Below are 13,410 nucleotides of genomic sequence, written 5' to 3' on the forward strand. Positions count from 1 at the left end.
CGGCTGATCGACCCCGCCTGCCGGTCGGTGCCGGGCAGACTGCCGGGGTGGACGGACTCAGGGGCGTGCGCTGGTCGCGCGGGGTGCGACCGGGTGCACCCGGGTCCCGCGCCACCCGCCTGGAGCTCTTCTACGACCTGGTCTTCGTCTTCGCCTTCATCCAGGTCACCACGCTCACCGCCGACAACTTCACGCCGCGTGGCCTGCTCCAGTGCGTGGTCGTGCTGGTGCTGCTCTGGTGGGCCTGGACCGGCTTCGCGGTGATCGGCAACCTGGTCCGTACCGACCAGGGGGTGCTGCCCTTCCTCGCGTTCGCCACCATCGGTGGGGCCCTGGTCTTCGCGCTCGCCATGCCGCAGGCCTTCCGCAGCGAGGCCGGCGGGCTGTCCGGGCCGCTGGTCTTCGCGATCTGCTACTTCCTCGTCCGGGCCATCCAGGTGGGCATCCTGGGCTGGCTGGCCCGGGGCGATCCCGAGCTGCGTCGCCGCTTCCTGGCCGCGACGGGACGGGCGGCGGTGGTCGGCACGCTGGTGCTGGCCGCCGCGCTGTTGCCGCAGCGGCTCGCCGACGAGCCGGGCGAGGTCGGGCTGCGGCTGCTGTTCTGGATCGCGGCGATCGTCGTCGAGTACGGCACGGCGGTGGCCCTGGGCAGCAGCAACTGGACCCTGCTCTCGGCCGGGCACTGGGCCGAGCGGCACGCCCTGATCGTGCTGGTGGCGCTCGGCGAGACGATCATCGCGTTGGGGCTCGGCGCGGGCTTCGTCGTCGAACTGCCGCTGACCTGGCTGGTGATCATCTCGGCGATGCTCGCGGTGGCGGTGGTCGCCGCGCTCTGGTGGTCGTACTTCGACACGCTGGCGCTGGCGCTGGAACAGGTGCTGCACCGCACCCGGGACCCGCGAGCGCGGTCGGCGCTGGCCCGCGACGCCTACACCTACCTGCACCTGCCGCTGGTCGCCGGCCCGATCCTGTTCGCGCTCGGGCTCAAACGGGTGCTCAGCGGTGCCGCCGAGCCGGCCACCCCGGCCGGGAGCCTGTTGCCCGGCGGGGACCTGCTGGTGTTGCACGGCGGGGTGGCGCTCTATCTGGTGACGCTGGTGGTGCTGGGCTGGCGGGTCCTGCACACGATGCGGTGGCCGACCCTCGGCGGTGTGTGCCTGCTGGTGCTGCTGGTCCCGGTCGCCGCCCAGGTGCCGGAACTGGTCGCCCTGGCGCTGCTCACCGTGGTCGTGCTGGCGGTGGCGGTGGTGCAGACGCTGACCGATGCGCCGCTGCGCCACCAGGTCCGGGAGGTGGCGATGGCCGAGCAGCTCGCCGCCGAGGCCGAGCAGACCACCTGGCGGGGACGCCACCTGTGAGCGGGTACGCCTCGGCCCCGCACCCACCGGTGGGCGCGGGGCCGACGACGTGCGTTCCGCTGTCGACGAGGGTCAGATCTCGGCGACCGTGCCCGCGTACATCTTGTCGATCTCGGCGGAGAAGTTGCTCTCCACCCCACGCCGCTTGATCTTGAGCGACGGGGTGATCTCGCCGTCCTCGATGGTCAGGTCGCGCGGCAGGATGGTGACCTTCTTGATGGTCTCCCAGCGGTTCAGCTTGGTGTTGAGCTCGGCCACGTACCCATCGACCATGGCCTGCGCCTCCGACGAGGAGACGATCTCGGCGTACGGGCGACCCTCCAGCGGGGTGCCCGCGGCCCAGCCGGCGATGGCGTCCGGGTCCAGCGTGACCAGCAGGGTGCAGAAGTTGCGGGCCTGCGCGATCACCACCGCCTGGGAGGTGTACGGGCAGGTGGCCTTGAACATGCCCTCGATGTGCGACGGCGCGATGTACTTGCCGCCGGACGTCTTGACCAGGTCCTTCTTCCGGTCGGTGATGCGCAGGTAGCCGTCGGCGTCGAGGCTGCCGATGTCGCCGGTCCGGAAGAAGCCGTCCTCGGTGAAGACGGCGGCCGTCTCCTCCGGCAGGTTGTGGTAGCCGCGCATGACCGGCCGACCCTTGATCAGGATTTCGCCGTCGCTGTCGATGCGGCACTCCAGGTCGCCCATGGCCTTGCCGACGGTGCCGATCCGCAGTTTGCCGGGCGGATTGACGAAGTTGCCGGCGCTGCTCTCGGTCAGCCCGTAGCCCTCGGAGATCGGCAGGTTCGCGGCGGCGAAGAAGGTCGCGATCTCCGGGCTGAGCGGGGCGGCACCGGACACCAGCACCCGGATCCGCCCGCCGAGGCGGGCCTGGAGCTTGCTGAAGACCAGCTTCTCGGCCACCGCGTACTTGAGCTTCAGGCCGCCCGGCACCGGCTTGCCGGCCTGGTCGAGGGCGACCTTCTCCTTGCCGACGCCGACCGCCCAGGCGAAGATCTTCGCCTTCGCGCCGCCGGCGCCCTGCGCGGTCGTCACCGACTTGTTGTAGACCTTCTCGAAGACCCGGGGCGCGCCGCACATCAGCGTCGGACGGACCACCGAGAGCAGCTCGACGAGCTTGTCGACCCGCCCGTCCACGTACGTCGGCATGCCCACGTGGGTGGTGCCGCAGAGCAGCGTCTTGCCGAACGAGTGCGACAGCGGCAACCAGAGGTACTGAAGGTCGTCCTCGCGCAGCAGGCCCACCGCCTCCTGCGCCACACCCTCCCAGCACCAGCCGCCGTGCAGCAGCTCGACGCCCTTGGGTCGTCCGGTGGTGCCGGAGGTGTAGATCAGGGTGGCCAGGTGCTCGGGGCCGATGCCGGCCACGATGCGGTCGACCAGCTCCGGGTCCTCGGCGAGTCGCTGGGCGCCCTGCTCCTCCAACTGGACGAGGGTCAGTTGGGGCACCGCCGCCGTCGGGTCGGGCTCGCCGTCGAAGAGGACCACATGGGTCAGCGCGGGCAGGTCCGCGCCGGCGATCTTGGCCGCCTGGGACGGGTCCTCGGCGAACAGCACCTTGGAGGCGGAGTCGGCGAGGATGTAGGTGGCGTCCTGCGGTTCGGTCGTCGGGTAGACCGTGGTCGTCGCGCCGCTGGCGCACATGACGCCGAAGTCGGCGATCACCCAGTCGAGCCGGGTGTTCGCCAGGATCGCCACCGGGTCCTCCTGGCCGACGCCCAGGCCGTGCAGACCAGCGGCGACCGCCTTCGCCCGGGTGGCGACCTGCGTCCAGGTCAGCCAGACCGGCGTGTTGTCCGGACCGGGGTGGGCGAAAGCATGGCGGTCGGGGGTGGCCGCCACACGCTTGAGGAACATGTCAGGAATGGAACGGTACGGTACATCGAGAGCCATCGCTGTAGCCGCCTTCGGGGGTGGAGGCGTGACGGTCGTCACGTCGGTGTTCGTTACCGAAGGGTATTGCCTGCGCCGGGGCATCGGCTAGCCCTGACGATCATCGCCGCCCCCGTGCCGGTCGATGACGCCGTCGTGTCACGCGTACCGCTCGGCGGCCCGGGACCAGTCGTAGGTGGCCCGGATCCAGTTGCGGCGGGCCGCCAGCGCCGGCCGGACCGCGTCGCCGTGACTGGCCAGCAACTCGTGCTCGGCGGTCAGATATGCGCTCAGCCCGTCGTTGAACCGCTCCGCGGCGGCCCGCAGCGCCGTCGACTCGTCGCCGGTCTCCCCGGCCAGCACGGTGACCAGGTTGTGCGCGTCCGGGCCGTCCCGGTGCTCCTTGCCGTAGGAGAAGACGTCGTTGCACCAGCAGACCAGGTCGGCGGCGAGCAGGTCCAACTCGGCCCAGTCGGGGTCGGCCCGCTGGTCGGCCGGTGGGAAACCGTCCAGCGCCAGATCGGTGAGCGTGATGCTGGGATAGACGCCGCCGGTGTGCCGGCGCATCTGGACGTACTCGTCGACCGGCGGCACCCGGCCGTGTTCGCGGTTGGCCGCCTCCCACAGCAGCGCGAGCAGGTAGCCCCGCATGGCCGAGGTGAAGTGCAGCAGCACCGCCGGGCGTTGACGGGCCCGGACGCGCCCGCACAGGTCGGCCAGCGCGAGCCCCAGGGGCCCGGCCGTGCCGACCGCCGACTCCGTCGGCGTGCCCTGGCGGTCCAGTACGTCGAGCAGTGCGGCCACGGTCGGCGCGAGTCGGGTCGGGTCGCTGCCCAGGCCGTCCTCGTCGCAGGCGTCGTCCATCACGAACAGCCAGGAGATCAGGTCGGCCAGCAGGCGCAGGCCGTCCAGCGACGCTTCCGGGCAGGCCCGTCCGGCCAGCCCGGCCGCATCGGCCCGGCGTAGTCGTTGCCCGTTACTGATCAGACCCAGGTGCTGCGCCCAGTCCGTGCTCTCCCGGGCAACCTGCTCGGTGTCGTGATGCCGGGCGCCGGAGAACGGGGGCTCCCGCAGGGCCGAGACCGCAAAGCTTCGCATCGGGCTCCCTGTCGCGCCGCTTCCCCACGAGGCGGCGCGGCCAGCGTACGGGAGCGGCGCGGAGGGCCGGGAGATCGGACAAATAACGTTTCGGATATCGCCGTGACCGGTTCCGCACAGACGGTTAGAAGCCCAGGTTGGCGCTGCGGAGCCGATCCGCGGACTCGGCACCGCCCTCGACCTGCACCCGCGACGCGCGCTGCCGGCCGCTCAGGAACAGCACCAGCTCGCCCGGGGCGCCGATCAGCCCCAGCGCCTCGCCGCCCCGACCGGCGGTCACCTCGCCGAGCCCCGGTGCCCGGACGGACACCTCGGCCGGGAACCGGCGCAGGGCCATCCGCGCCAGGGTGGCGGCCCGTCGCCACAACACCTGCTCCAGTCCGGTGGGCAGCGCGCGGGGCTGCCACTCGGGCTGGGCCCGCCGGACGTCCTCGTGGTGGATGAAGAACTCCATCGTGTTGGCCAGCTCGTCGGTGAGCGGGTTGCTCACCGGGCTCCACACCGGTGGCCGGCGTACCTCGGCGAGCAGGTCGGCCCAGTCCTGCGCGGCGATCTCGCGCCGGACCCGCTCGGCGTAATCGCGCAGCGGCCCGATCAGGATGCCGGCGGCGGCGTCCGGCCGCCGCTCCCGCACCACCAGGTGCGCGGCCAGATCACGGGTGGTCCAGCCCTCGTTGAGCGTCGGGGCGTCCGGACCCAGGGAAGACATCAGGTCGGTGAGCGCCTCGCGCTCCGACCGGGCGTAGCGCGGCATGTCGTGATCGTAGGCGGAGCACGGTCGGTCCGCCGGGTTCGTGCCGACGTGCGAGGTGACGTCGGACATATTGCCGCGGGTCGGCGGGATGGGCGCGCTGCGGTAAGGATGAGGGAGGATTGTGGCGGCTTACGGCGGGGGAGATACGTGGCGAGCGGGACTAGTCGGGAGGTGCTCGGTCGCGGGCTGGCCGTCCTGTGGCGGGCCATCCGGGAACAACCGAGGATCTTCGCGGTCGCGGTCAGCGGCAGTGTGCTGTTCGGTGTGATGGTGGTGGGCAGCGCGTTCGTGGTCGGCGCGGTGGTCGGCGACGTGGTGGTCCCGGCCATCGAAAGCGGGTCGGTCGGCGTGGGCGTACTGGCCCTGGCCGCCGCCGCGCTGCTCGGGATCAGCGTGCTGCGGGTGGTCGGCATCTTCGGCCGGCGGCTCGGCGCGGGATACATGCAGTACCGCCTCCAGGCCGACTACCGACGCCGGGTCACCCGCCGATACCTCGAACTACCGCTGTCCTGGCACCACCGCAACGCCACCGGCACCCTGCTGTCCAACGCGAACTCGGACGTGGAGGCCGCCTGGCACCCGATCGCGCCGCTGCCGTTCGCGGTCGGCACGCTGGTGATGCTGGTCGGCGCGGTCGGATCGCTCTTCGTCACCGACTGGGCCCTGGCCCTGGTCGGGCTGGCCGTGTTCCCGGCGTTGTTCGCGCTCAACGTGGCCTACTCCCGCCGGATGGCCCCGCGTCAGGCCCGCGCGCAGCGGCTGCGTGCCGAGGTCAGTGGCATCGCGCACGAGAGCTTCGACGGCGCTCTGGTGGTCAAGACGATGGGTCGGGAGGCCCAGGAGACCGACCGGTTCGCGGCCCGCGCCGGTCAGTTGCGCGACGCCCTGATCTCGGTCGGGCGGCTGCGCGGCATCTTCGACCCGATGCTGGAGACCCTGCCCAGCCTCGGCACGCTCGCCGTGCTGGTGGTCGGCGCGTACCGGTTGCAGCAGGGCGCCATCTCGGTCGCCGAGCTGGTCAGCGTCGCGTTCCTCTTCACCGTGCTGGCCTTCCCGGTGCGGGCCATCGGCTGGGTCCTGGCCGAACTTCCGCGCAGCGTCGCCGGGTGGGACCGGGTCCGCCGGGTGCTCGACGCCACCGGCGAGATGCCGTACGGCAGCACCCGGCTCGACCCGGACGCCGAGGCGCCCGCCACGCTCTCCTTCACCGACGTCGCCTTCGCCTACGAGCCGGCCGAGGCGCACCTGCCCGGTACCGAGGTGCTCGGCGAGGTCACCTTCACCGTGCCGGCCGGCAAGACCGTGGCCCTGGTCGGACCGACCGGCTCCGGCAAGTCCACCGTGGCGTCGCTGGCGGTGCGGTTGATCGACCCCCGCGCCGGGACCGTACGCCTCGACGGCGTGGACGTGCGCGAGCTGGCCGCCGACTCACTCGCCGGCACCGTGGCGTTGGTGGCGCAGGTGCCGTTCGTCTTCGACGACACCGTCCGCGCCAACGTCTCGCTGGACCGGGCGGGCATCGACGACGAGGCCGTGTGGGCCGCGTTGCGGCTGGCCGAGGCCGACGGGTTCGTCGCCGCGCTGCCCGACGGGCTGGACACCAGGGTCGGCGAGCGGGGCACCTCGCTCTCCGGCGGGCAGCGACAGCGTCTCACCCTGGCCCGGGCGTTGGCCGGGCGTCCCCGCCTGCTGGTGCTCGACGACGCCACCAGCGCGGTCGACCCGCGCGTGGAGGCCGCCATCCTGGCCGCGCTGCGCTCGTCCGAGGCGGGCGGCCCGGGAGCGTCGATCCTGGTGGTGGCCTACCGCCGGGCCACCATCGCCCTCGCCGACGAGGTCATCTACCTGGAGCAGGGCCGGGTGATCGCGCGGGGCACCCACACCACGCTGCTGGCCACCGTGCCCGGCTACGCCAACCTGGTCACCGCGTACGAGCAGGCCGAGGTGGACCACGAGCGGCAACCGACGTACGACGAGGTCACCCCGCTGGCCTCCTCCCTGGAGGTGGACCGGTGAGCGCGAGGAACGCAGCGCAGCGGAGTACCGCAGTCGTGAACGAAGGACGGCACCGGTGAGCGCGAGTGTGACCACGGAGGTGCCGGAGCCGGCGGAGTCGACCTGGCGGACGCTGCGCCGGGGGTTGGCGCTGTCGCCGGAGCTGCGGGTCGGCCTGGGCGCCACCCTCGGCCTGGCACTGGTCTACATGGTCGGCCGGGTGGCCGTGCCGGTGGCGGTGCAGCAGGGCATCGACCGGGGCATCGTCGGTGGGCTCGACCTGAACGCGTTGTTCGTCGTCGTGGCGGTCACCGCCGCCGTGCTGGTGGTGACCACCGCCTGCGGCTATCTGATGATGCGGCGGCTGTTCACGGTCAGCGAGACGGCGTTGGCCGGGGTCCGGGTGCGGGCGTTCCGGCACGTGCACGACCTGTCGATGCTGCACCAGCAGTCCGAGCGGCGGGGCTCGCTGGTCTCCCGGGTCACCAGCGACGTCGACCAGATCACCCAGTTCCTCCAGTGGGGCGGTGTGATCCTGCTGGTGAACCTGGGTCAGTTGGTGGTGACGACGGCGGTGATGCTGGCGTACTCGTGGCAACTGACGCTCGTGGTCTTCGCGGCGTTCGTGCCGGCGGTGCTGGTGATCCGGTTGATCCAGCGTCGACTCGCCGCCGCGTACGGGGTGGTGCGGCAGCGGACCGGCACGTTGCTGGCGGCGGTCGGCGAGAGCGTGGTCGGCGCGCCGGTGATCCGCGCGTACGGCATCGCCGGCCGGACGTCGCGGCGGCTGGACGAAGCGATCGACAGTCAGCAGCAGGCGCAGCGCAAGGCCATCCGGATCAGCATCCTCGGCAGCTCCGTGGGGGAGTTGGCGGCCGGGATGGCGCTGGCCGGTGTGGTGGTGCTCGGCGTGCTCCTCGGCGCCGACCAGACGTTGAGCATCGGCGCGGTCACCGCGTTCCTGTTCCTGGTGACGCTCTTCATCCAGCCGGTGCAGATCGCCACGGAGGTGCTCAACGAGGCGCAGAACGCGATCGCCGGGTGGCGGCGGGTGCTGGACGTGCTGGACGTCTCGCCGGACGTGGCCGACCCGGGTCCGCAGGGGCGGGAGCTGCCCGGTGGGCCGCTGGACATCCGCTTCGCGCAGGTGCGTTTCGCCTACCCGGACGGGCCGACCGTGTTGCACGACGTCAGCCTGGAGATCCCGGCGAAGAGTCGGGTCGCGGTGGTGGGCGAGACGGGCAGCGGCAAGACCACCTTCGCCAAGCTGCTGACCCGGTTGATGGACCCGTCGGCGGGTGCGGTGCTGCTGTCCGGGGTGCCGTTGACCGACGTCCGGTTCGACTCGTTGCGGTCCCGGGTGGTGATGGTGCCGCAGGACGGCTTCCTGTTCGACGCGTCGGTGGCGGACAACGTGCGGTTCGGTCGTCCCGAGTTGACCGACGAGCAGCTCACCGCGGCCTTCAGCGACCTGGGGCTGGCCGACTGGCTGGACGGGCTACCGGCCGGGTTGGCCACCGGGGTGGGTGAGCGCGGTGAGGCGTTGAGCGTGGGGGAGCGGCAGTTGGTGGCGCTGGCCCGGGCGTACGTGGCCGACCCGGATCTGCTGGTGTTGGACGAGGCGACCAGCGCGGTCGACCCGGCCACCGAGGTACGCCTGCAACGGACGCTGGACGCGGTGACCCGGGGGCGGACCACGCTGGCGATCGCGCACCGGCTCTCCACCGCGCAGGGCGCCGACGAGGTGATCGTGGTGGACCGGGGTCGGATCGTGCAGCGTGGGCCGCACGAGGAGTTGATCCGGGACCCGGACTCGGTCTACGGCCTGCTCTACGCCTCCTGGCTGGAGCAGACGCGGTGATCGGCGCGGACGTGTCCCGGCGAGGCCGGTGCCCGGATCCGGTGGACGTGATCGGCGCGATGCCCTAGTCTTCGGGTTAGGTAAGCCTAACCTTAGAAGGAGGTCGTGCCATGCGGCCGAGCCCTGCCGAGATCGTTCGTACCCTCGTCGCGGGCCGGTTGGCCGGTCTCGTTCACGTGGCCTGCCGACCCGGTCTGCACCACGTCCGCCACGTCACCGACCGCGACGGCCGGGTGCTGCTGCTGGTGCCGGTGGTCAGTGACCTCACCGCCGCCCTGCGTACCACCGGTCCGGACCGCCCGCTCGCCGTGGCGCTGGACGTGCTGGACCTGCCGCCCGCCGCGGGCGCACCGTCGCTGGGCCGCGCGCTGGTCTCCGGCTGGGTACGCCAGTTGAGCGGCCCCGAGGAACGCGCCGCCGCGCTGGACTTCGCCGAGGTGGACGCCACCGGGGACCTGCTCGACGTCGGCACCCGGTTCCGGCTGTGCCGCTTCGAGGTGGAGCAGGCCCAGTGGGACCGCGCCGGCACGCTGCGCCGGGTCGACCCGGCGGCGTACGCCGAGGCGGAGCCGGACCCGCTGCACCCGGTCGAGGCGGTGCTGCTGGCCGACCTGGCCGACCGGTACGCCGGCCGGCTGACCGCCTACCTGCGCCGCCGGCTGGGCCTGACCGACGGCGACGTGACGCCTCGGCTGGAGCGGATCGACAGGTACGGGATGCTGGTCTCGTTCGGGCACGCGGGTGCCCGGCACCGGACCCGGCTCGCCTTCGCGCGCCCGGTGGCCGGACACGACGAGCTGCCCCGGATCTTCGACGAGATGCTGCACCCGGCGGCCGGCGCCTGAGCGCGCCTCAGTCGACCAACTCGCCGGTGAGGTAGCGCTGCACGGTCGGCCCGACGGTGGCGACCAGGGTCTCCGGCTCGGCGGAGGCGATCGGCTCCAGCCGGATGACGTGCCGCATGACGGCCAGCCCGATCAACTGGGTCGCCACCAGCCCGCCGCGCAACGGAAGCTGGGCCGGGTCGACGTCGAGGTGATCGAGGATCCGGCGCAACACCTGGGTGGTCAGGAACTCCCGGACCAGCCGGGCGGTCCACTCGTTGCCGACCGCCGACCGCAGCAGGGCCACCCCGGCGGCGCCGGCCGGCGAGTCCCACACCGCGACGAACGTACGGACCAGTCGTTCCCCGATCCCGTCGCGGCCGCCTTCGAGCACCGCCGGCAGCAGCTCCCGAGGGTCGACCGGCGCCTGCACGGCGGCCAGGAACAACTGCTCCTTGCTGCCGAAGTAGTGGTGCACCAGGGCTGGGTCGACCTCGGCGGCGGCGGCGACGGCCCGGATGGTGGCGGCGTCGAAACCCCGCTCCGCGAAGGCGGTGCGGGCCGCCGCCAGGATCGCGTCCCGGGTCGCCGGGTTGCCGGGTCGCCGTCCGCTGCGCCGTGCCATCGCCCTCTCTTCCCGCTCGGTGGCCCCGTCAGCCGCTGCGCCGTCGCAGCGTGGCCGAGGCGAGCACCAGCGCCAGCACCGCCGCACCGGCGACCACCGCCACGTCCCGCCACATCGTCGCGGTCGGCTCGGCGTGCGCGCCGACCTCCTGAAGGGCCTCGACGGCGTACGACAGGGGGAGCACGTCGCTGATCGCCTGCAACCAGCCGGCCATCTCGTCGCGCGGCACGAAGAGCCCGCAGAGCAGCAGTTGTGGGGCGACCACGACCGGCATGAACTGTACGGCCTGGAACTCGGTGCGGGCGAAGGCACTGCACAGCAGCCCGAGCGCGACGGCGAGCACGGCGTTCAGCGCCGCGACCAGGATCACCAGTGCGCTGCTGCCGGCGGTCTGGAGACCGAAGACCCAGTACGCCACGGCCGAGGCGATGGTGGCCTGCACCGCGCCGGCCAGCCCGAACGCGATGCCGTACCCGAAGAGCAGGTCGGTGCGGGACAGCGGGGTGGTGAGCAGCCGTTCCAGCGTGCCGCTGGTCCGCTCGCGCAGCATGGCGATGCTGGTCACCAGGAACATGATGAGGAACGGGAAGAAGCCGAGCATCACCAGCGCGATCCGGTCGAAGGTGGACGGCTGGCCGGGCGGGGTGGGCTGGTCGGCGTACATGTAGTAGACCAGGGTGAGCAGCACGGTGGGGACGACCACCAGCAGCGCCACCGTACGCCGGTCGTGGCGCAGTTGCCGCAGGATGCGGCCGACGGTGGCGGCCAGGATCCGTAGGTTCATCACGCCTCCCCGCCGGTCTGGTCGTCGGCCTGGGCCGCCCGGATCAGCCGCAGGAACGCCTCGTCGAGGTCGTCGACCCCGGCGGCGGCCCGGATCGCGGCCGGGGTGTCGTCGGCGACCAGCCGCCCCGCGCGGATCAGCAGCAGCCGGTCGCAGCGGGCCGCCTCGTCCATCACGTGACTGGACACCAGCAGGGTCGTCCCGGCCGCGGCGAGGGCGTGGAACCTCGCCCAGAGCTCGGCGCGCAGCACCGGGTCCTGGCCGACGGTGGGTTCGTCGAGCACGATCAGCTCCGGCTCGCCGACCAGCGCGCAGGCCAGTGACGCCCGGCTGCGTTGCCCGCCGGAGAGGGTGCCGACGATCTGGCCCGCCGCCGCTGCCAGCCCGACGTCGGACACCGCCCGGTCCGCCTCGGCCCGGCCCCGGTCGTGCAGGGCGGCGAAGTAGCGGGCGTTCTCCCGCACCGTCAGGTCCGCGTAGACGCTCGGCGCCTGGGTGACGTAGCCGACCCGGTGGCGCAGCTCGGTCGCGCCCGCCGGGTGTCCCAGCACGGTCACCGTACCGGCGGTGACCACCTGCACCCCGACGATCGCGCGCATCAGTGTGGTCTTGCCGCTGCCGCTGGGGCCGAGCAGCCCGGTGACCGCGCCGCGCGGCACCCCGGCGTCGATCCCGTGCAGTACCCGCCGTCCGCCCCGGTCCACGACCAGGTCCCGGACGGCGATCGCCTCCGCCATCGCCCACCTCCGAAACTCATCATCTGTTGAAATCAACGGTAGTTGAATTCCGTGGGGCGAGCTAGAGTGCGATATCGCCATAGCACGGGCTTTAGCCTTCGTATCGGACAGCATGTCCGTTGTAGGGCATTGCGCCCGGATCGGACCTGCGGCACGATGGCGCAGTGGATCACGCTCCGTCACCGGACAGTGGGTTCTTCGACGACTGGGCCGCGCGGCTGCGGGCGACCGCCGACCGGCCCGTGGTCGGCATCCTGCTGCGCGGAAGCCACGCCCGTCGAGCCGCCACCCCGCACAGCGACGTCGACGTCGACGTGCTGGTCAACGGAGCCCCGTACGCCGTACGACGGGCGTACCTCACGGAGCACTCCGGGCGCCTGACCCACGTCTCGGTCGCCGCCCGCGACATCCGGTCCTGGGTGACGCGGCTGGGGGAGCCGGCCGACTGGGCGTTCGGGCTGCCGGTGACGGCACCCGCGCGGCTGCTCTGGGCCGACCCGCACTGGCGGGACCGGATCGACCTGACCGTGCTCTGCCAGCCGGCCGACGAACCCCGGTTGGAGGAACTGATCGCCACCCTCGGCAAGGTGGCCGCCGCGCGCGACGCCGACGACCCGCTCGGCGTCCGGCTGGCCGCCGCCGACCTGGCCCGGCTCTGCCCCTCGGTGCTGCGGTTGGCGAACCCCTCGGTCCGGGTGGTGTCCCGCCGCTCGGCCTTCGCCGCCGCGCTCGACCTGCCGGTGGCCCCGCCCGGCTACCGGCAGGACATGCTGCGCTGCCTCGGCCTGCTGCCCGGATCGACCGGGCAACTCTGGGCGGCGGCGGTCCGGCTGGTCGCCGGCACCCTGCCGCTGATCCGCCCGTTCGCTGCCGAGGTGGCCGAGGTGGCCGGCACCGACTTCGCCGACGCCCTGCTCGACGGGCGCCTGGACCGGTACGTCACCCAGTTGCGCCAGCCCGTCGGCCCTGCGCCGTCCGCCAGCCGGGAGCCCACTGGGGTACCGGCGCCGCGTGCGGGACAATGGGTCACTGTGCCCGTACCTGACGCGCCGACGAGCGGCGCCCACCTCTCCCCGCCGGAGCCGCCGGGCGGCCCGGACCGGCCGTCGCGACTCGATCCGGAGATCGCCGCGCGGCTGCGCCGCACCCCCGACGGCCTGGTGGCCGCCGTGGTCCGCCAGCACGACAGCGGTGAGGTGCTGATGGTGGCCTGGATGGACGACGAGGCCCTGCACCGCACCCTGACCACCGGCCGGGCCACCTACTGGTCGCGCAGCCGCCGCGAGTACTGGGTCAAGGGCGCCACCTCCGGCCACCACCAGTACGTGCGGTCCGTGGCGCTGGACTGCGACGGTGACGCGGTGCTGGTCAGCGTCGAGCAGGTCGGCGCGGCCTGCCACACCGGCCGGCGCACCTGCTTCTCCACCGAACTCCCGGTCACCTCCGGCGAGGTGTCCTCGTGAACGGGCACCACGCGCGACTCCTCGGACGCCCCGGAG

General features: G+C 72.7%; 11 protein-coding genes and 1 pseudogene. 6 read left to right on the top strand and 6 right to left on the bottom strand.

The genetic code is table 11. The annotated features are described in order from the left end of the window. The first annotated feature begins 47 nt into the window (after positions 1-47). On the top strand, positions 48-1,358 hold the full coding sequence (locus ACIBO1_RS08375; protein WP_396742667.1) for a low temperature requirement protein A: 1,311 nt from the start codon (positions 48-50) through the stop codon (positions 1,356-1,358). Between the two features lie 72 nt (positions 1,359-1,430). Here the strand turns inward: ACIBO1_RS08375 and ACIBO1_RS08380 are convergent, their stop codons facing one another. The 3 genes from ACIBO1_RS08380 to ACIBO1_RS08390 form a co-directional block, all read right to left on the bottom strand. Beyond that, positions 1,431-3,254, bottom strand: a complete 1,824-nt coding sequence (locus tag ACIBO1_RS08380; RefSeq protein WP_396742669.1) for an AMP-dependent synthetase/ligase — start codon at positions 3,252-3,254, stop codon at positions 1,431-1,433. Positions 3,255-3,392: 138 nt separating this feature from the next. Continuing rightward, positions 3,393-4,331 (bottom strand): terpene synthase, encoded by a 939-nt coding sequence (locus ACIBO1_RS08385; protein WP_396742672.1) that lies wholly within the window; start codon positions 4,329-4,331, stop codon positions 3,393-3,395. A 124-nt stretch (positions 4,332-4,455) separates the two neighbouring features. Then, a complete protein-coding gene (locus ACIBO1_RS08390) occupies positions 4,456-5,085 on the bottom strand; it encodes a TIGR03085 family metal-binding protein (protein ID WP_396742674.1) in 630 nt (209 codons plus the stop codon). Between the two features lie 147 nt (positions 5,086-5,232). Between ACIBO1_RS08390 and ACIBO1_RS08395 the strand changes: the two genes are divergently transcribed. The 3 genes from ACIBO1_RS08395 (at position 5,233) to ACIBO1_RS08405 (ending at position 9,786) form a co-directional block, all read left to right on the top strand. Beyond that, positions 5,233-7,101 (top strand): ABC transporter ATP-binding protein, encoded by a 1,869-nt coding sequence (locus ACIBO1_RS08395; protein WP_396742677.1) that lies wholly within the window; start codon positions 5,233-5,235, stop codon positions 7,099-7,101. Positions 7,102-7,156: 55 nt separating this feature from the next. Further along, positions 7,157-8,941 carry an ABC transporter ATP-binding protein gene (locus ACIBO1_RS08400; protein ID WP_396742680.1) on the top strand — a complete coding sequence of 595 codons (1,785 nt, stop codon included), beginning with the start codon at positions 7,157-7,159 and terminating at the stop codon, positions 8,939-8,941. Between the two features lie 110 nt (positions 8,942-9,051). Then, a complete protein-coding gene (locus ACIBO1_RS08405) occupies positions 9,052-9,786 on the top strand; it encodes a DUF2470 domain-containing protein (protein WP_396742684.1) in 735 nt (244 codons plus the stop codon). A gap of 7 nt (positions 9,787-9,793) precedes the next feature. On the opposite strand, the gene ACIBO1_RS08410 is transcribed toward ACIBO1_RS08405, so the two are convergent. From ACIBO1_RS08410 to ACIBO1_RS08420, 3 genes are read right to left on the bottom strand one after another with little or no spacing between them, the layout of a single operon-like run. Beyond that, positions 9,794-10,390 carry a TetR family transcriptional regulator gene (locus tag ACIBO1_RS08410; protein ID WP_396742687.1) on the bottom strand — a complete coding sequence of 199 codons (597 nt, stop codon included), beginning with the start codon at positions 10,388-10,390 and terminating at the stop codon, positions 9,794-9,796. 28 nt (positions 10,391-10,418) lie between these two features. After that, a complete protein-coding gene (locus ACIBO1_RS08415) occupies positions 10,419-11,174 on the bottom strand; it encodes an ABC transporter permease (protein WP_396742690.1) in 756 nt (251 codons plus the stop codon). Then, positions 11,174-11,911 carry an ABC transporter ATP-binding protein gene (locus ACIBO1_RS08420; protein WP_396742693.1) on the bottom strand — a complete coding sequence of 246 codons (738 nt, stop codon included), beginning with the start codon at positions 11,909-11,911 and terminating at the stop codon, positions 11,174-11,176. Before ACIBO1_RS08420 ends, ACIBO1_RS08415 begins: the two co-directional genes overlap by 1 nt. Before the next feature lie 527 nt (positions 11,912-12,438). Between ACIBO1_RS08420 and ACIBO1_RS08425 the strand changes: the two are divergent. Both ACIBO1_RS08425 and hisI read left to right on the top strand, forming a co-directional pair. Then, positions 12,439-12,762: pseudogene (locus ACIBO1_RS08425) on the top strand (phosphoribosyl-AMP cyclohydrolase); the annotation flags it as partial. A gap of 180 nt (positions 12,763-12,942) precedes the next feature. Beyond that, on the top strand, positions 12,943-13,374 hold the full coding sequence (gene hisI / locus ACIBO1_RS08430) for a phosphoribosyl-AMP cyclohydrolase (protein ID WP_396743283.1): 432 nt from the start codon (positions 12,943-12,945) through the stop codon (positions 13,372-13,374). The last annotated feature ends 36 nt before the right edge of the window (positions 13,375-13,410 follow it).

It is taken from the genome of Micromonospora sp. NPDC049903, from assembly GCF_044460945.1.
Classification (GTDB): Bacteria; Actinomycetota; Actinomycetes; order Mycobacteriales; family Micromonosporaceae; genus Micromonospora.

Bases quoted from the DNA above. Each gene is read 5' to 3' on its own strand.
- ACIBO1_RS08380 (WP_396742669.1), bottom strand. From the start codon at position 3,254: ATGGCTCTCGATGTACCGTACCGTTCCATTCCTGACATGTTCCTCAAG.
- ACIBO1_RS08385 (WP_396742672.1), bottom strand. From the start codon at position 4,331: ATGCGAAGCTTTGCGGTCTCGGCCCTGCGGGAGCCCCCGTTCTCCGGC.
- ACIBO1_RS08390 (WP_396742674.1), bottom strand. From the start codon at position 5,085: ATGCCGCGCTACGCCCGGTCGGAGCGCGAGGCGCTCACCGACCTGATG.
- ACIBO1_RS08405 (WP_396742684.1), top strand. From the start codon at position 9,052: ATGCGGCCGAGCCCTGCCGAGATCGTTCGTACCCTCGTCGCGGGCCGG.
- ACIBO1_RS08410 (WP_396742687.1), bottom strand. From the start codon at position 10,390: ATGGCACGGCGCAGCGGACGGCGACCCGGCAACCCGGCGACCCGGGAC.
- ACIBO1_RS08415 (WP_396742690.1), bottom strand. From the start codon at position 11,174: ATGAACCTACGGATCCTGGCCGCCACCGTCGGCCGCATCCTGCGGCAA.
- ACIBO1_RS08420 (WP_396742693.1), bottom strand. From the start codon at position 11,911: ATGGCGGAGGCGATCGCCGTCCGGGACCTGGTCGTGGACCGGGGCGGA.